Raw genomic sequence first — 18964 nt, 5'->3', positions numbered from 1 at the left:
CGGTGGGCTCCTTTTAACTCCTTACAGGAGCTGATTGTGAAAGACTTATTAAACTTTCTAAAAGCACAGCATAAGACCGAAGAATTTGATGCAATCAAAATCGGTCTATCTTCACCAGACATGATCCGTTCATGGTCTTTCGGTGAAGTTAAAAAACCTGAAACGATCAACTATCGTACGTTCAAACCTGAACGCGATGGTCTGTTCTGTGCGCGTATCTTTGGTCCAGTTAAAGACTACGAATGTCTTTGTGGCAAATACAAGCGCTTGAAGCACCGTGGTGTTATCTGTGAGAAGTGTGGCGTTGAAGTTACACAAACTAAAGTTCGTCGTGACCGTATGGGCCACATCGAGCTTGCATCGCCAGTTGCTCACATCTGGTTCCTAAAATCACTACCGTCTCGTATCGGTCTACTAATGGATATCCCTCTACGTGATATCGAACGTGTTCTTTACTTCGAAATGTACGTAGTAACTGAACCAGGTATGACTGATCTAGAAAAATCTCAGATGCTGACTGAAGAAGAGTATCTGGATCGTCTAGAAGAGTGGGGCGACGAGTTTACTGCTAAGATGGGTGCAGAAGCGATCAAGGACCTACTAGGTTCTATGGATCTGCACGCTGAAGTTGAGCAGATGCGCGAAGAGCTAGATACAACTAACTCTGAAACTAAGCGTAAGAAACTAACTAAGCGTTTGAAACTGGTTGAAGCGTTCATTACTTCAGGTAACAACCCTGAATGGATGATCCTAACTGTACTTCCAGTTCTTCCGCCAGATCTACGTCCACTAGTACCACTAGATGGCGGTCGCTTTGCGACTTCAGATCTGAACGACCTATACCGTCGTGTGATCAACCGTAACAACCGTTTGAAGCGTCTTCTAGAGCTAGCTGCTCCGGACATCATCGTACGTAACGAAAAACGTATGCTGCAAGAGTCTGTTGATGCGCTACTAGACAACGGTCGTCGTGGTCGTGCGATCACAGGTTCGAACAAGCGTCCTCTGAAATCTCTTGCTGATATGATCAAGGGTAAACAAGGTCGTTTCCGTCAGAACCTTCTAGGTAAACGTGTAGACTACTCAGGCCGTTCTGTAATCACAGTAGGTCCTTACTTGCGTCTGCACCAGTGTGGTCTTCCTAAGAAGATGGCACTTGAGCTATTCAAACCATTTATCTACAGCAAGCTAGAGACTCGTGGTCTTGCGACTACAATCAAAGCTGCTAAGAAAATGGTAGAGCGTGAAGAAGCGGTAGTTTGGGATATCCTAGACGAAGTAATCCGTGAACACCCAGTACTACTTAACCGTGCACCTACACTTCACCGTCTAGGTATCCAAGCGTTTGAACCAGTACTAATCGAAGGTAAAGCGATCCAGCTACACCCACTTGTTTGTGCGGCGTACAACGCGGACTTCGATGGTGACCAAATGGCGGTTCACGTGCCTCTAACTCTAGAAGCACAGCTTGAAGCACGTACTCTGATGATGTCGACAAACAACATTCTGTCGCCAGCATCAGGTGATCCGATCATCGTACCTTCTCAGGACGTTGTATTGGGTCTGTACTACATGACTCGTGAAAAGATCAATGCGAAAGGTGAAGGCATGTACCTTTCTGGCCCTGCAGAGGCTGAGAAAGCATACCGCACTAAGACTGCTGAACTACACGCACGCGTTAAAGTACGTATTACTGAAACTGTTGTTGATGAAGATGGTAACAGCACAACTGAAACGAAGATGGTTGATACAACTATCGGTCGTGCAATGTTGTGGCAAATCGTACCATCAGGTCTACCGTACAGCATCGTTAACCAAAAACTAGGTAAGAAGCAGATCTCTAGCCTACTTAACGAGGCGTACCGTAAACTAGGTCTAAAAGACACTGTAATCTTTGCTGACCAAATCATGTACACAGGTTTTGCATACGCAGCACTTTCTGGTGTATCTGTAGGTATCAACGATATGGTTGTTCCTGCAGCGAAATACACTGAAATCGCAGCAGCAGAAGAAGAAGTACGTGAAATTCAAGAACAGTACCAATCTGGTCTTGTAACAGCAGGCGAACGCTACAACAAAGTGATCGATATTTGGGCATCGACCAACGATCGCGTAGCGAAAGCGATGATGACAAACCTTTCTTCTGAAACGGTTATTAACCGTGACGGTGAAGAAGAGCAACAAGAGTCGTTCAACAGCATCTACATGATGGCCGACTCGGGCGCTCGTGGTTCTGCAGCTCAGATTCGTCAGCTAGCGGGTATGCGTGGTCTGATGGCTCGTCCAGATGGTTCGATCATCGAAACGCCGATCACAGCGAACTTTAAAGAAGGTCTAAACGTACTTCAGTACTTTATCTCAACGCACGGTGCTCGTAAGGGTCTTGCGGATACGGCACTGAAAACAGCGAACTCGGGTTACCTAACTCGTCGTCTAGTAGACGTAGCGCAAGACGTTGTTGTAACTGAACATGACTGTGGCACTGTAGAAGGTGTTGACATGATGCCTCACATCGAGGGTGGTGATGTTAAAGTTGCTCTAACTGAACTTGCTCTAGGTCGTGTTGTTGCTGAAGACATTCTAAAACCAGGTACAGAAGAAGTTCTGATCCCACGTAATACTCTAATTGATGAGAAGTGGTGTCAGATCATGGAAGAAAACTCAGTTGACAGCATTAAAGCTCGTTCTGTAGTTACTTGTGATTCTGACTTCGGTTGTTGTGCGCTATGTTACGGTCGTGACCTTGCTCGTGGTCACCTAGTGAACCAAGGTGAAGCAGTTGGCGTTATCGCTGCGCAATCTATCGGTGAACCAGGTACACAGCTAACGATGCGTACGTTCCACATCGGTGGTGCGGCATCGACAGCAGCAGCAGAAAACAGCGTTCAAGTTAAGAACACTGGTACGATGAAGCTAAACAACGCTAAGTCAGTACTAGCAGATGACGGTAAGATCGTAATCACTTCTCGTGCAGCAGAACTAACCATCATTGATGAGTTCGGTCGTACGAAAGAGAAACACAAACTTCCATACGGTACACTACTAAGCAAAGCTGACGGTTCAATCGTTGAAGCTGGCGAAACAGTAGCGAACTGGGAAGCGCACACTATGCCAATCATCACTGAAGTGGCAGGTCGCGTACAGTTTGTTGATATGATCGATGGCGTGACTATCTCTCGTCAAACGGATGATCTAACTGGTCTATCTTCAAGTGAAGTGACTGAACCAGCAGCTCGTCCAGCAGCAGGTAAAGATATGCGTCCAGCTATCAAACTTGTTGACGAGCAAGGCAACGATGTAATGATCCCTGGTACCGATATGCCAGCTCAATACTTCCTACCAGGTAAAGCGATTGTAAACATCGTTGACGGTGCGGAAGTGGGCGTGGGTAATACGCTAGCACGTATTCCTCAGAAATCTGGCGGTAACAAGGACATCACGGGTGGTCTACCTCGCGTAGCTGACCTATTCGAAGCTCGTAAGCCGAAAGAGCCTGCGATTCTTGCTGAGCACACAGGTACTGTGAGCTTTGGTAAAGAAACCAAAGGTAAGCGTCGTCTAGTTATCACTCGCGAAAGCGGTGAAGCTTACGAAGAGATGATTCCTAAGCACCGTCAGTTGAACGTGTTCGAAGGTGAGAAAGTTGAACGTGGTGACGTTATTGCAGATGGTCCAGAGACTCCGCATGACATCCTACGTCTACGTGGTATCCACGCAGTAACTCAATACATCGCTAACGAAGTACAAGAAGTTTACCGACTACAAGGCGTTAAGATTAACGATAAGCACATTGAGACTATCGTTCGTCAAATGCTACGTAAGTGTACTATTACACATGCAGGTGACTCTGAGTTCCTACCTGGCGAGCAAGTTGAATACTCACAAGTTAAGATTGCTAACCGTAATCTAGAAGCTGAAGGCAAAGAGCCTGCACGTTTTGAACGTGACCTTCTAGGTATCACTAAAGCATCTCTAGCGACTGAGTCGTTCATCTCTGCGGCATCGTTCCAGGAGACAACTCGCGTACTAACAGAAGCAGCAGTTTCTGGTAAGCGTGATGAGCTACGTGGTCTGAAAGAAAACGTAATCGTGGGTCGTCTGATCCCAGCGGGTACTGGTTTCGCATACCACCAAGAGCGTCAAGCTAAGCGCGCAGAAGAGCAAGAAGGTCCATCAGCTGAACAAGCAACTGATAACCTAGCGGCACTTCTAAACGCAGGCTTCTCATCAGAAGACTAATTCGTCGCTGATAAAAAAATGATAAAAGGCACCTTCGGGTGCCTTTTTGCGTTTGGGGGGAATGGAACGCTCAACGAAGTGCGAAGCGTAGCTTGGCTACGGGATGCAGCCAAAAATTTAGATGTGAGATCCGAGATCGGAGAATTGAAAGCAATCGAATAAAGCAATACGGACGCTTTGCGAGATACACTCCGTAGCGCAGCGTTCTTTAGCCCAACGAGGTTGGGCGTTCCTATTTCCATAGCCCAGCTAGGCTGGGCGTTCCAATACTTACACGTCAATACCTACGCGCCTGGTGGCACGGCTAAGCTATCTGCGATCAATTGGATAAGATGGTCTTCAACACCAAACCTGATTTCTAGAATTTCACCGACGTTGGAAAGATCGGCATCAAAATCATCGAGTGTATCTTCATCACTGACGTCAGCGTACTTATCGGTAAAGTTCAGCAGTGGATCGGTGGTCAATACGATTTTGGCGTAGGCAACGTTGATCTCATCGGTGGCCTGGAAGCCTGTTGAGCGCCACTGATCCATCACCATATCGTAGATCTTAAAGTGACCCTCCGAGATATAGTCGACCAGATGTTGGCAGAAACTTTGCAGTTCTGCAGGGGTAGGAAGCGAAGAAAGTGGTGCTTTCTGACTAGCAGGTTGAAGTGCGGCAAGCTTACAGTATTCGACAATCAGAGATTGACGAGTCTCTAACCAATGGTCGATGACATCACTCGAGCCACCCCACTGTTCCTGCGTTTGTTGGAATTTTTTTAGCATGACCATGCCCTCATGATCTAATCACACTCCGGTGATTATTAAGCCTTGCTGAGCAAAGCGATGATAGATTTAAAACCTATTGTCCTTACCAAATTTGTAGTCAAAAAATTCAATAGATACAAACTCTGGTATGAAATTAGATTGCCAGTAAAATGGATGAACTGCAAGCAAAGAGGGAAGGTAATGAGCGAGAAGGGTGAAGTTGGCTTAGAGCAAAAAGTCTACTGGTGCGTGGTTTCTGGTAGCGAAATTTGGCTACAAGCAGGAGATCTCCCCGTTGGTAGTGCTGAGCAATTTGGCTTCGATATCGAGAAAAGTGTTTGTATCGGAGAATTTAATGCCTTGCCGGTTATTTGGCTCAATGATCAGGATGTTGAAAAGCAGTTGCCGCTGACCTCATTAAGGGAGTGTCTTGGCTTTAGTGAGCCGTTATTTTTGTTGATCAGTAAAGCGGTGCAATATGGCCATATGTCACAGAGCATGCGCTTTTGTCCGCAATGTGGCGGTCGCAATCATCTCAATCACAATCAGTTGGCGATGCAGTGTGGCGATTGCCGTACTTTGCATTATCCGAGGATCTTTCCATGTATTATTGTCGCGGTGCGGAAAGATGATCAGATCTTACTTGCACAGCATCCTCGGCATCGAAATGGTATGTACACGGTTATTGCAGGCTTTCTGGAAGTGGGCGAAACGCTTGAGCAGTGTGTTGCCCGTGAAGTGCTAGAAGAGACGGGCATCGTCGTCACTAATATTCGCTATTTTGGTAGCCAACCATGGGCGTTTCCGTCCAGCATGATGATGGGATTTCTCGCTGATTATCATTCTGGTAACGTTAAGCCCGACTACACTGAGCTCAGTGATGCTCAGTGGTTTACGCCCAGCACCATGCCTCCAGTGGCGCCAGAAGGTACGATTGCGCGTGCATTGATTGAGCAGACTCTTGATGATATTAAAAATACATCTTACTGAAATTTAGACAAAAAAAACCCTCCGAGAGGGAGGGGGTAAGTAAGATGTCGTTATGAGATGCTGAGTACTAGGTACTCAGTTAATTATTGTAGTTTTCGCTAGCGAGAGAATTTTTAACACTGTTGAGAGTAGGGTGCAAATTAACCAATCAATAAAAAGTTAATAACTTGATCTAGGTTGCAAAGCACACGGCTTTTGCGAGCTAAATAGTGTTAGAATACGGGCGTTAAAATAAGGCCCAAGATTGGAAAAGCATAATGACAGAATTAAAGAATGATCGTTATCTGCGCGCGCTTTTAAAACAGCCAGTAGATTACACCCCAGTATGGATGATGCGCCAAGCAGGTCGTTACCTACCTGAGTACAAAGCGACGCGCGCCCAAGCGGGTGATTTTATGTCACTGTGTCGTAACGCAGAGTTAGCTTCGGAAGTGACTCTACAGCCATTGCGTCGTTTCCCACTCGATGCGGCTATTTTGTTCTCTGATATTTTGACTATCCCTGATGCGATGGGTTTAGGACTTCGTTTTACACAAGGCGAAGGTCCTGTGTTTGATAAGCCAATCACCTGTAAAGCAGACGTAGAGAAAATTGGTTTGCCTGATCCTGAGGGTGAACTGCAATACGTAATGAATGCGGTGCGTCAGATCCGTAAAGACCTACAAGGTGAAGTACCACTTATCGGTTTTTCAGGTAGCCCATGGACGTTGGCGACTTATATGGTTGAAGGTGGCAGCTCTAAAGCTTTCACTAAGATCAAAAAGATGATGTACGCAGAACCGCAAACACTGCACTTGTTACTTGATAAGCTAGCAGACAGCGTAATCGAATACCTAAATGCACAGATCAAAGCAGGTGCTCAATCGGTGATGGTATTTGATACGTGGGGTGGTGTTCTGACTCCTCGTGATTACAACTTGTTCTCACTGCAATACATGCACAAGATTGTAGATGGTTTGATCCGTGAAAATGAAGGTCGTCGCGTACCAGTAACGCTCTTCACTAAGAACGGCGGTATGTGGCTTGAGCAGATCGCAGCAACAGGCTGTGACGCTGTTGGTCTTGACTGGACAATCAACATTGCTGATGCGAAAGCGCGCATTGGTGACAAAGTCGCACTACAAGGCAATATGGACCCTTCAATGCTATACGCGTCACCTGAGCGTATTCGCGAAGAAGTCGCATCAATTCTAGAAGGCTTTGGTGATGCAGGTACTGGCCACGTATTTAACTTAGGCCACGGTATTCACTTAGATGTACCGCCAGAAAATGCGGGTGTATTTGTAGAAGCGGTTCACGAGCTATCTAAGCCGTACCACAAGTAACCAAATTGATATTGAAAGCGCCTGATTAGACCAGGCGCTTTTTTGTTATTAGGTACACTTGTGCATATATACTTATGATAACTCAGTTATACTAATATCGAACTCATTGAAAGGAATACGCTAATCATGAAGACGCGCGATAAAATTGTCCTCGCAGCTCTGGATCTCTTTAACGAGCATGGTGAGAGAAACATCACCACCAATCATATCGCCGCGCATATTGATATTAGTCCGGGTAACCTTTACTACCATTTCCGCAACAAGCAGGAAATTGTGCGTGAAATTTTTGCCCTTTACTCAAATGAGTTGCTAGAGCGCTTTACACCGATTTCAGTGCAGCAAGAAAGCTTGGTGATGTTGAAGCGCTACTTGAACTCGATTTTTACCTTGATGTGGAAGTATCGCTTTTTCTACGCCAATTTGCCGGAGATTTTACAGCGTGATGAAGATTTGCATGAAGATTACATTGCCGTGCAGGAGAAGCTCCAAGCGAACTTAGTCAGTATCATGGCAGAGTTTGTTTCATTGGGTTTACTTGATCTCACGCCCGCAGAAATGAAATCACAGGTTCGTACTTTGCACCTGATTGCGACGAGTTGGTTGGGCTACCAATCAGCCATGTCACCTAAAACGCAAATCACCGAAGAGATCATTCATCAAGGTATGCTCCAGATGATTTCGGTGGTGAAGCCGCGCGCGACACAAACAGGTCTCGAGCAGTTGCAATTGCTTGAAGAGGGCGTCAAAGCAATGCACGCTTAATGCTTCAATGTGCATTCATGTGATAGATATAATTGAAGCGGAGGGTTTATAACCTTTCGCTCTTTGTTTAATCTCATAGCAAAGGGTAGATTAATCATGACCTTATGATTTGAGTATTGTTATGCACTATGACGTTTTTAATGGTGATGCTGATGGCATCATTTCTTTGTTACAGCTTCGTTTGGCTGAGCCTAAGCAGGCTAAGCTAGTCACTGGCGTCAAACGTGATATTCAACTGCTCGATACTCTTACACTGCATCATAATGATTCGTTGACGGTTTTAGACATCTCAATGAATCGTAATCAACAAGGTTTAATGCGTGCGTTGGAAAGTGGCGCGCCAGTATTTTATGCCGATCACCATAAAAGTGGTGATATCCCAAAACACGATAATTTAGACGCGCACATCAACCTTGATGCCAACACTTGTACGGCTTTGATAATTGATCAGCTTTTACAGGGACGTTTTCATCATTGGGCGATAGCAGCAGCTTTTGGTGACAATCTGATTGATCGTGCGCAACAGTTAGCCCATGCGGCAGGGCTCTCTGCATTGCAGACTGAGCAACTCAAAGAGTTGGGCACCTTGATAAACTATAACGGCTATGGTGAGAGCGTTGAGGACTTGCATTTTCATCCCGCGAAGCTGTTTGAGGCGCTTTTAGCTTACGATGATCCTTTTGCTGTTATCGCTGCACCCGATTCCCCTTACCATATTCTTCGCGATGCTTACCAACAAGATATGACGTTGGCACAATCTCTCGATGCTTATTATCAAGATGAGAGTTTGGCGGTATTTACATTGCCAAATAACGCGGCGTCACGTCGTATTAGTGGCGTTTATGGCAACTGGTTAGCCAATCAGACTCCACATCGTGCTCATCTTGTTTTGAGTGAAAATAGTCAGCAAGGCTGGACGGTATCGTTGCGTGCGCCATTACAGGATAAGCAAGGGGCAGGAGAACTATGTAGTCGTTTTACCACAGGGGGAGGAAGAGAAGCCGCTGGTGGTATTAATCATCTACCACTATCGCAGGTTGAAGAACTGATCGCTCTAGTAAGCGATTACTACAGTTAGCCTATTGCCAACAGATAGAATTAGGGCGCTACAATGAGCGCCCTAATGTTTGGTTTAACGGCGTTTTAGCCAAGCGATCGGATCTTGGGTTTTACTATTGCGGCGGATCTCGAAATAGAGTGACGGCTGGGCTTGACCACCCGTATCGCCAGCGAGAGCAATCGACTCACCGGCCACCACTTTATCGCCCTCTTTTTTCAGTAAACTTTGGTTGAAGCCATACAAAGTCATATCGCCTTTACCATGATCCAGTAATACCACTAAGCCATAACCGCGCAAGTAATCAGCAAACACCACAGTACCTGAGTAAACCGCTTTGACAGATTGCCCGTAGTTGGCTTTGACCACCATGCCCTTCCAATTGATCTGACCGGTTTGGCGTGAGCCGTAGCTATTAAGGACTTTGCCTTGAACGGGCCAAGGGAGTTTGCCTTTTTGGCGAGCAAGGCCATCCATCGGAACTGCATTACGTTTCGCGGCTTTGGCGATTTCAGCCTTTAGACGTGCTTCATTGCGTTGTAATTCAGATAAGTAGACCTTATCACTCGAGATGCTCTTCTTGATTTTACCTACCGTACCTTTACGCTGCGACTGAGCTTTACTTAGCTGATTACGTTTATTGGTTTGTTGTTCGAGCAAGCGAGTGATTTGTTGTTTTTCGAGTTGTAGCTGCTCTTCACTTTGTTCCAGTTCCGTGACGGTCTCTTCTAACTTTTCGATCGTCTCTGCCCGTTGTTTGGCAAGGTGCTGAAAGTATTGGCTCATGCGATCTTCCTCTTCACCTTGAGAGAGAATATTCGCAGAAGATTTAGCGCGTTGCGTAACGTAGTAAGTTTGTAACAATTGAATTAGCTTTTCGCTTTGGGCTTTTTTCTGGGTTTTCAGTACGTCAATTTTGCTATCTAGGCTAGCGATATTGTTATTGGTCTGCGTCAGCGAAGATTTGGTTTGTTTGATCTCGCGCTCAAGCTTATTGATACTGAGTTCTTGATCTTTTAATGATTTCTGTAAGCTATCGAGTTGCTTCTGTTGCGAAGTCAGATTTTGCTTTTGACGCGAGATCTCGCCTTTAACCCCAGTTAACTCGTTTTGTGATGCTGCAAAGGCAAGCGGAGAGGCTAGAGTGCCAATACAAGCCAACATTGCCAGTAAGGTAGTGATTTTTCGGCGAATACATGGTGTAGCTTGAAGCGTCATTAGCGCGAGTTATCCTAAGAGGTGAAGTTGCTGTCAGTATACATAAAGAAAAACGGCGGGCGAAAGTACTAAGTCAAATCTTGCGTGGAAACTGGCATATCAAGATTCAGTTACATTGATGTTGTCGCTATCATGGATAGAGTGCTAGTACAAAAACGCCCAAGCTAGGCTCGGGCGTTTATCCAGTTACGTTAAGCTTATTTAACGATAACTTGGCCAGACATCTCTGCTGGGATTTCTAGACCAGCAAGCGATAGCATGGTTGGCGCTAGGTCAGACAGTTTGCCGCCTTCAACGAACTCAAGTGATTTGCTACCTACGTACGCTAGTGGTACTGGTAGGTTAGTGTGAGCCGTGTGGATACCACCAGTTTCAGGGTCAACCATCATTTCTGCGTTACCGTGGTCCGCTGTTACCAGCATTTGACCGTCAACTTCGTTGATTGCCTCGATTACACGACCCATACACTCATCGATAGCTTCGATTGCTTGTTTTGCCGCTTCGTATACACCAGTGTGACCAACCATATCTGGGTTAGGGTAGTTACAGATAATCGTGTCGTACTTACCAGATTTGATTGCAGCGACTAGCTTGTCGGTTAACTCAGGAGAGCTCATTTCTGGTTGAAGATCGTAAGTCGCAACTTTAGGAGAAGCGACGAGTTGACGCTCTTCGCCTGCAAATTCGTTTTCAACACCACCGTTGAAGAAGAACGTAACGTGTGCATACTTCTCAGTTTCAGAGATACGTAGCTGAGTTTGGCCTTGTTTAGATAGCCATTCACCGTAAGTGTTCTCTAGAGATGCTGGTGGGAATGCGATTGCTAGCGGAATATCTGCTGCGTATTGAGTTAGCATCACAAAGTTGATTGCCGGGAATACAGCACGCTCGAAGCCATCAAAACCAGGTACGAAAGTACGTGTGATTTGACGTGCACGGTCAGCACGGTAGTTCATGAAGATCACGGCATCGCCATCTTGCATGATTGCATCTTCTTGATCCGCAGTTTTGATTGCAGTTGCTTTTACAAACTCGTCGTTCTCTTCACGAGCGTAAGCGGCTTCTAGGCCTTCAACAGCAGTGTCGAAAGTGAATTCAGCTTTAGCTTGAGTCAGTAGGTCGTAAGCAACTTGAACGCGATCCCAGTTGTTGTCACGGTCCATAGCATAGTAACGACCCACTAGTGAAGCCACGCGACCTTTGCCTAGTTTAGCAAATAGCTCTTGGAAGCGTTGTAGAGAGCCTTCTGCGCTACGTGGTGGTGTATCACGGCCATCTAGGAAGCAGTGTAGGTAGATCTTTTCTGCGCCACGCTCAGCAGCCATTTCAATAGCAGCATAGATGTGATCTTCATGCGAGTGAACGCCACCTGGTGACATTAGGCCCATGATGTGAACCGCTTTGTCTGCTTTAACTGCCGCATCAATTGCTTCAACTAACGCAGGCGTTTGAACGAACTCACCATCCGCGATTGATTTTGTAATACGAGTAAGATCTTGGTAAACGATACGACCAGCACCGATGTTGGTGTGACCAACTTCAGAGTTACCCATTTGACCATCAGGTAGACCCACATCCATACCAGACGCAGAGATTAGCGTATTTGGGTGGTTAGCAAATAGCTTGTCCAAGTTTGGAGTATTTGCATTTGCGATAGCGTTATTTGCTGTATCTTCACGGTGACCGTAACCATCAAGAATAACTAGAGCCAAAGGCTTCTTAGCAGACATAGATTGAACCTCGTCAAATTTAAGTAACTGTCGGTGTTGGGAAGTTTCCCAAGTACCTTGAAACAAAACTAGCGTAATTTTACTACACTTTTTAACCAAAACTGTAGGCTAAGATCAAATATTGTTCGCGATTTCGCGTAGCAATCTTTCAGCGTATTGTCTATTTCGCCAAAAGCTTACACTGATAATAGCTCTTATTCTCACTGATTTTCAGGCAATGTAAATTCGGTAAAACCAATCATTTTGATAGCTAATACGCAATAAAAAGTTTATTGCACTAAAATCGCCGTGCCTGATACCGCTAATATCGCTCCAAGCCATGCGTAGCGGTTTGGCGCTTGCTTGGTATAGAACCAAAGTATAGGCAGTAACATAATCGGCGTAGTGGAAGAAAGCAGCGCCACCATGCCAACATTGCCTTCTTGTAATGCATATAAGATCAGTGTCATTCCTATCGCCATGGCAAGAAATGCATTGAGAGCCGTGAGAAAAAACACTCGCCAGTTGATTGCTTGGCTCGCTCTCGCTAAGCGAGTGCCGGTAAGTAACAATATGAAATGAGCAGCAAATGCAGTCATCATCCGCATTGCAGAAGCGGCCACAGGGTCTATTTCGGTCTGCATAATCGGTTTGGCAATTATCCCTCCTAATGCCTGACAAACTGCGGCGAGTAGACCAAGCGATACGCCAATCCACACACTGCCTTGCACGGATTCTAATTGGTTATCGTTTTGTCCTCGTCGACCAAAAAAGATCGCTAAAACCACACCGAAGAAAACCAAACTAGCACCGATTAGTTCAAAAGACGTCATCGCTTCACTAAAGAGGAAGTAGCCAAGAATAGCTGAGAATACCGCATGACAGGAGAATAGCAGACCCGCTTGGCGAGGCCCCATGCGATTTAAGCAAGCAAATAGGGCAGTATCGCCGATAAAGATACCAATTAACCCTGAGAGCATCATCGCGCTGAGCGCTGGCATAGTCACTGATGACCACCCTCCCGTGATAAGTGCCATGGTAGCTAAAATGGTACTGGCACAGCCCATTCGCCATCGGCTATAGGCAAAGGTGCCAAGGTGTTTGGCGGGTACAACAGAAAGTACACTAGAAAATGCCCACAATAGTGCGGCACACAGCGCAAGCCATTCAAAGCCCATGCTTGATATCATCCTTGACTAAGTTGAGTGATTAAATCGCGAGATGCACACCGTCACTGGTGCACAGGGAATGGACAATATGCCTGATTTAGATCAGTAAGCAAAGGGCAAATGCCGCACCACTTTGCTTACTGTCGGGGAAATGCAGTTCAGATTGAATTAGGTGAGGATCCAGTTCGCCATATAAACAATCGACAAGCCGATCACGCCAATAATGACTCCCGTTTTCGCCATATCTTTGCTCTCAATTAGCCCGGTTGAATAGGCCAGCGAGTTAGGTGGTGTCGATACTGGGAGAATCATTCCGAGTGAAGCGGAGAAGGCGACCACAACCAGCAGGTTTTGCATATCCAGCGTTTGCATGGAAACCCCAATGGCTGCCGCTATCGGCATTAACAAGTTGGCGGTTGCAGTATTGGACATAAAGTTGGCCATTAACCAACAGACTAAAGACATAGTTATAATCACCGCGGTTGGCGAGAGTGACTCATAGTCAATCGCATGAGCCAGAGCTGAAGCAAGCCCAGTTTTATCCAATGCAATACCAATCGCAATACCACCGGCCACCAACCACAGCACATCCCAGTTGATCAGCTTAAGCTCTTCTTTGCCCATAATGCCCGTCAAGGTAAACACCGCCAAAGGAATGATCGACACTACATAGGTATTCATACCGTGCAGTTTGGTGGTCATCCACATTAAAATGGTAATCGCAAAGGTCGCATACACCACGATCGCGCGCCAATTTTTTTGAAATTTACCATTGAGCTTGAGTACCATTTGCTCTTGCTGTGCAGGGAACAGTTTCTGCAACAAGAACCAAGCAATCGTTAATTGCACTACCACAAATGGCAAACCCATCATCATCCATGAGAGAAAGTCTATGCTGTTTTCTCCAGTTAAGTATTGCAGAGCAATCGCGTTGGGCGGAGTACCGATAGGGGTAGCGATACCACCGGTGTTGGCGGCGATAGGAATACACAGCACCAAGGCTTTAATACCTAAGTCGCCTTTTGGCGCCGAAGCCACAATCGGCCCAAGCAACGCCAGCATCATCACCGTGGTTGCAGTGTTAGACATAAACATAGAGAACACGGCGGTGATCAGCATTAATCCCAGCATGATGTATTTGGGTTGGGTACCAAAAGGCTTAAGTAGTACTCGTGCAAGGTTGTTATCCAATTCATATTTCGAAGCAGAGATCGCCAAAGCAAAACCACCCATGAACAGAATAATGATCGGCGAAGAGAAAGCGCTAAAGATATCGGTGTAAGCGATCAATTCGCCTAAATCATGCCCAGCGGGGGGATTGCGAAATAGGTGTAGTCCTTTATCGGAGATCATGATCAGCTCTAAGGCAATGATCAGGATTGAAGTGGCAAAAACAGGGACAGGTTCTAATACCCAGAGTAGAGCAGCGAGCAGGAAAATAGCCAGAAGTCGATGTTGAATAAGAGTTAAGTCGTCGATTGGGATGGAATCAATCGGCATAAACAGCACTGCGAGCGGAAGCCCAAAGCAGATGAGTAGCCTAATTATGGTGCCGGAATGAATTTTTTTCATAGGCGAGCAGACCTTCCAATTCAATAGGAAAAGACAGCTTAAAAGATAACCATATTAGGGTCTTAGACTAAGGTTTGAGTTTTACAAAAACGTAAAAAATGTTGCGTGAATCTTGTCGCGGGTCAAAAAAATCCCTGAACGAGTCAGGGATTGAGAAGTCATTTACAGGCTTGTTATTCAGCGCTCTGACGCTGCGCGTAAGGGGTACCCATGACAGTCGGCTCACCTTGTTGCATTGAATGATCGAATTGGATGCTGTCTTTGGCAAATAGGTTAATCACCGTTGAGCCAAGTTTAAAGCGACCCATTTCCTCGCCTTTTTTCAGCACTACTGCTTTATCACCTTCTGCTGGGTAATCCCAACGGTGTACAGTGTTGCCGCGCGGTGGCGTGACTGTACCGGCCCAAACTTGCTCGATGCTGCCAACAATAGTTGCGCCAACCAGTACCTGAGCCATAGGACCAAACTCTGTATCAAAGATACATACAACACGCTCGTTACGTGCAAATAGGTTTGGCACGTTTTCAGCTGTTAATGGGTTTACTGAGAATAGATCACCCGGTACGTAAATCATCTGGCGTAGCGTACCATCACATGGCATATGCACACGATGGTAATCGCGTGGTGACAGGTATAAGGTCGCAAATTCGCCATCGGCAAACTCTTGTGCTAACTGCTTATCACCACCAAGCAGCTCTAGCGCAGTGTAGTCGTGGCCTTTAGCTTGAATCAGCTTGCCGTCTTGGATTGGACCAAATTGGCTTACACACGCATCCGCTGGGTGAGTGATAATACTGTCACCATCAGTAATTGGGCGTGCGCCTTCTTTTAGCTCACGGACAAAAAATTCATTGAATGTTTTGAAGTAAGCTGGGTCTGTATGCAGCGCTTCATCCATATTGACGTTGTACTGCTTGATGAACCAACGAATGATCGCGGTAGTTAGACCGCCAGCTTTAGCCGACGCTAACTTACCAACTAGGCGAGTTAAACCATGCTGAGGAATCCAGTATTGCAGTCTAACTTTAATCTTGTCCATTGTGTTTAATTCCAATGTTAATTATCTGTTTCAAACTTTTGGGCGCGAGATGTTACTTAAAAAATCAGCAAATGTCAGCACTTGCGGATGCTTGTCCTCTCGCAGTGCGCTACAGATCCGCTTTCTTGCTGCGTGAATACTGACGGTTTGCTTTGTTTTCTGTCATGCTCTCAAGGATGCGGTGGTAGTTTTCAAAACGAACTTCACTCACGTCACCTTTTTCTACCGCCTCACGTAAGATGCAGCCAGGATCATCTAGATGTTTACAGTCACGGAACTTACAACCACCTAAGTAAGGTTTGAACTCGACAAACGCCTTGGTAACTTCTTCTGCTTCTAGGTGCCATAAACCGAATTCACGTACCCCAGGAGAGTCAATCAGATCACCACCTGAAGGAATATGGTAAAGGCGAGCTGCCGTTGTTGTATGTTGACCCAGTCCAGAGTTTTCTGAAATGGCGCCTTCTTCAATATCTAATTCTGGCATTAGGGCGTTAACTAGGCTGGATTTACCCACACCGGATTGACCAACGAAGATGTTAATGCGCCCATGCAGTGCTTGTTCTAGTTCGTCAATGCCTTCACCGGACTGTTTACTTACCAGCAATACTTTGTAACCGATTCGTTCGTATTCGCTCAACCACTCACGGTAAGTGTTACGTTGCTCATCTTCCAGCAAGTCGACTTTGTTCAACACAATCAGTGGCGCAATCCCCAATGTCTCTGATGCGACTAAGTAGCGATCGATGATATTGAGCGATAGCTCAGGTAGTACTGATGAGACAATCACCATTTGGTCGATGTTTGCCGCAACAGGCTTTAAACCATCATAGTAATCTGGTCGGGTAAGCACAGAGCTACGAGGCTCAACCGCTTCAACCACGCCTGAAATACCGTACATGGATTCAAGACCGGCACGCCAAATTACTCGGTCACCGGAGACAAGCGTTTCGATACCACGACGCAAGTTACAACGGTGGACTTCACCACTTTCATGGTCTTCAATATCGGCATGTTGACCAAAACGGGTAATCACTAGCCCAGTTTTGGTTCCGCCCAGCATCGATTCATCCCACTGAATACTTTCGGCTTTAGTGAGTTTACGTTTTTGATTACTACGAACGCGTCGTACCTGACCTTTAGTTAGCTTTTTCTGTTTTGCCACGATGATCTACTTAATCTGTTTCTCTTAGGTTCGATACCTGAGATTGCTATCTTGGGTATCTGAATTTGGGTATAGTACCTTTTTTAGCGAAAAACCAATAGGCAACGATTTATGTCCTTTAGCGATCAAAACTTAATTTGGGTCGATTTAGAGATGACTGGACTTGATCCTGAAACTCACAAAATCATTGAAATCGCCACCATTGTTACTGACAGTGAGTTAAATATCTTAGCTGAAGGCCCTGTTTTGGCGGTGCATCAGCCAGAAGAAGAATTAGCGAAAATGGATGATTGGTGCACCAATACTCACACCAACAGTGGCTTAGTTGAACGTGTTCGCAATAGCCAAGTTGATGAGCAAGAAGCCATTCGTCAAACGATCGCCTTCTTAGAGCAATGGGTACCAAAAGGTAAGTCACCAATTTGTGGTAATAGTATTGGTCAAGATCGCCGTTTCTTATACAAGCACATGCCTGAGCTTGAAGAATATTTCCATTACCGTTATCTCGATGTCAGTACGCTAAAAGAGCTGACTCGTCGCTGGCAGCCAGAGATTTTGGATGGTTTCTCTAAACAAGGCAGCCATTTAGCTTTGGATGATATTCGTGAATCCATTGCGGAGCTGCAATATTACCGCCAAACGATCTTCAAAATTTAGTCGTTGTTAGATACCGTTAAAGCCGCAACATCTTTGCGGCTTTTGTTTCTAACGTAGTCACTACGGCACAGGCAAGAACACGAATTGCGCGACGCCTTGTGCGACTTTAGTAATACTACGATCGGTTTTATCAGCCACAATTAGTGCCATCATGTCTTGAATGCTCACCATTTTGGTAAATATTCGGTCGAAGCTAACGTCGAATTCCTTGTCGCTGTAATGATTGCTTAACAAGTAGAGCTCTTCTTGGCTATCGCGACGGTGATAGAGCCGCCAAACGAAAATTTCGATATTGCGGGCGCTGTTATACAGAGATTGCTCATCCAAGGAATCGAGAATAAAGAATTCTTGCTGGTGGTTATAAGAACGTCGCAGCATTTCAGCAAGACCAACAACAGCAGCAAAAACGCGATCACCTCGATAAGTTTCATCAAACGCAAGCAAGATAGCATCGATACTTGTTTTTCCGCCTAACTCATCAAACAGCAGAGGTTGAGACTCTAACTCGCCTGGGCTACCGAAGATCTGCTGCATGCGATCTTCTAGAGTCATTCCTTCAATTTTTCTTAGTTGATCTGGATTTCGCACGTATAGCTTTCGTGTTAGCTCCATCAATAATGCTTTTTGTTCTCTGACATGCACGTCCATAACAAAGTCGACATCCGTTTTGCCGAGGTTTCGGACTGGCTTCGGCATTGCGCCACAACCGGATAATGATGTGAGGAGAAGTAGTGTTGAACAGAAAGCAATAAATCTTAGGCGATACCCAGCGAATGCCATTGCGAGCTCCATCTTATGCAATTGCCATTTAGTTATCATCAAAGCGATACCCAGTCTGCGCAGGTTACTTGGGTATAAATCAGACGATTGGTCATTTGTTATATCGAAAAGCGCATATTTAAACCAGTGAGAATAGACTTTGTGAATCCGTTTGCTGGCTCAAGTCTCATTTACACATGACTTAAATTAAATAGGATGATCTTTTTATCAGTAGCTTATGATCGAAAATAGTTAATTGAGTTCAACAATACTTCAACAAACCGTCGGTTGTACGCTTACTTTTGTGTGCTTTTTCATCAAACGGGAAAAAAACTCATTTTTTTTGTAGGAAGGACTTGCATCACAAAAAAATGCTCTTATAATTCGCAGCCCTGAACGACGGAAACGTTGTTGATGCGACACTAGCTCAGTTGGTAGAGCGCAACCTTGCCAAGGTTGAGGTCACGAGTTCGAACCTCGTGTGTCGCTCCAAATTATCTAGTTAGATGTTTGTCTAGTTAGAACAAGCTTTCATTGTGCTTAACAA

General features: G+C 45.6%; 14 protein-coding genes and 1 tRNA gene. 7 read left to right on the top strand and 8 right to left on the bottom strand.

What is annotated here, in order from left to right; all coding sequences use genetic code 11:
* Positions 1 to 36: 36 nt before the first annotated feature.
* The gene (gene rpoC / locus IRQ95_RS20240; protein ID WP_194439344.1) at positions 37 to 4239 is read left to right on the top strand and encodes a DNA-directed RNA polymerase subunit beta'; all 4203 of its coding nucleotides are present in this window, start codon (positions 37 to 39) and stop codon (positions 4237 to 4239) included.
* A gap of 284 nt (positions 4240 to 4523) precedes the next feature.
* Here rpoC and rsd read toward each other — a convergent pair whose 3' ends face one another.
* Positions 4524 to 5018 (bottom strand): sigma D regulator, encoded by a 495-nt coding sequence (rsd, locus tag IRQ95_RS20235; protein ID WP_194439342.1) that lies wholly within the window; start codon positions 5016 to 5018, stop codon positions 4524 to 4526.
* A 177-nt stretch (positions 5019 to 5195) separates the two neighbouring features.
* Between rsd and nudC the strand changes: the two genes are divergently transcribed.
* The 4 genes from nudC (at position 5196) to IRQ95_RS20215 (ending at position 9149) form a co-directional block, all read left to right on the top strand.
* Positions 5196 to 5984, top strand: coding sequence for an NAD(+) diphosphatase (gene nudC, locus IRQ95_RS20230; protein WP_228481521.1), 789 nt, complete (start codon positions 5196 to 5198; stop codon positions 5982 to 5984).
* A 257-nt stretch (positions 5985 to 6241) separates the two neighbouring features.
* Entirely contained in the window at positions 6242 to 7309 is a 1068-nt protein-coding gene (gene hemE, locus IRQ95_RS20225) for a uroporphyrinogen decarboxylase (protein ID WP_194439337.1), read from the top strand.
* 126 nt (positions 7310 to 7435) lie between these two features.
* Positions 7436 to 8071, top strand: a complete 636-nt coding sequence (locus tag IRQ95_RS20220; protein WP_194439335.1) for a TetR/AcrR family transcriptional regulator — start codon at positions 7436 to 7438, stop codon at positions 8069 to 8071.
* 121 nt (positions 8072 to 8192) lie between these two features.
* Complete coding sequence (locus IRQ95_RS20215) at positions 8193 to 9149, top strand: DHH family phosphoesterase (RefSeq protein WP_194439333.1); 957 nt, start codon at positions 8193 to 8195, stop codon at positions 9147 to 9149.
* Between the two features lie 54 nt (positions 9150 to 9203).
* On the opposite strand, the gene IRQ95_RS20210 is transcribed toward IRQ95_RS20215, so the two are convergent.
* The 6 genes from IRQ95_RS20210 to rsgA form a co-directional block, all read right to left on the bottom strand.
* The gene (locus IRQ95_RS20210) at positions 9204 to 10292 is read right to left on the bottom strand and encodes a murein hydrolase activator EnvC family protein (RefSeq protein ID WP_228481522.1); all 1089 of its coding nucleotides are present in this window, start codon (positions 10290 to 10292) and stop codon (positions 9204 to 9206) included.
* 251 nt (positions 10293 to 10543) lie between these two features.
* On the bottom strand, positions 10544 to 12076 hold the full coding sequence (gpmM, locus tag IRQ95_RS20205; protein WP_194439330.1) for a 2,3-bisphosphoglycerate-independent phosphoglycerate mutase: 1533 nt from the start codon (positions 12074 to 12076) through the stop codon (positions 10544 to 10546).
* Positions 12077 to 12345: 269 nt separating this feature from the next.
* Entirely contained in the window at positions 12346 to 13233 is an 888-nt protein-coding gene (locus tag IRQ95_RS20200) for a DMT family transporter (RefSeq protein ID WP_194439328.1), read from the bottom strand.
* A 159-nt stretch (positions 13234 to 13392) separates the two neighbouring features.
* Positions 13393 to 14796, bottom strand: coding sequence for an SLC13 family permease (locus IRQ95_RS20195; RefSeq protein ID WP_194439326.1), 1404 nt, complete (start codon positions 14794 to 14796; stop codon positions 13393 to 13395).
* A 173-nt stretch (positions 14797 to 14969) separates the two neighbouring features.
* Positions 14970 to 15836, bottom strand: a complete 867-nt coding sequence (asd, locus tag IRQ95_RS20190; RefSeq protein ID WP_194439324.1) for an archaetidylserine decarboxylase — start codon at positions 15834 to 15836, stop codon at positions 14970 to 14972.
* Positions 15837 to 15945: 109 nt separating this feature from the next.
* A complete protein-coding gene (gene rsgA / locus IRQ95_RS20185; protein WP_194439322.1) occupies positions 15946 to 17001 on the bottom strand; it encodes a small ribosomal subunit biogenesis GTPase RsgA in 1056 nt (351 codons plus the stop codon).
* A 111-nt stretch (positions 17002 to 17112) separates the two neighbouring features.
* Between rsgA and orn the strand changes: the two genes are divergently transcribed.
* Positions 17113 to 17658: an oligoribonuclease gene (gene orn / locus IRQ95_RS20180; RefSeq protein WP_194439320.1), complete on the top strand. Its 546-nt coding sequence runs from the start codon at positions 17113 to 17115 to the stop codon at positions 17656 to 17658.
* Between the two features lie 60 nt (positions 17659 to 17718).
* Here the strand turns inward: orn and IRQ95_RS20175 are convergent, their stop codons facing one another.
* Positions 17719 to 18438 carry a hypothetical protein gene (locus IRQ95_RS20175; protein WP_194439318.1) on the bottom strand — a complete coding sequence of 240 codons (720 nt, stop codon included), beginning with the start codon at positions 18436 to 18438 and terminating at the stop codon, positions 17719 to 17721.
* A 395-nt stretch (positions 18439 to 18833) separates the two neighbouring features.
* Between IRQ95_RS20175 and IRQ95_RS20170 the strand changes: the two genes are divergently transcribed.
* A tRNA-Gly gene (locus tag IRQ95_RS20170) sits at positions 18834 to 18909 on the top strand.
* Positions 18910 to 18964 lie beyond the last annotated feature (55 nt).

The organism is Vibrio fluminensis (assembly GCF_015278125.1).
Lineage (GTDB): Bacteria > Pseudomonadota > Gammaproteobacteria > Enterobacterales > Vibrionaceae > Vibrio > Vibrio fluminensis.
The sequence above is the reverse complement of the archived record's forward strand: the minus strand, read 5'-3'. Positions and strand labels throughout refer to the sequence as shown.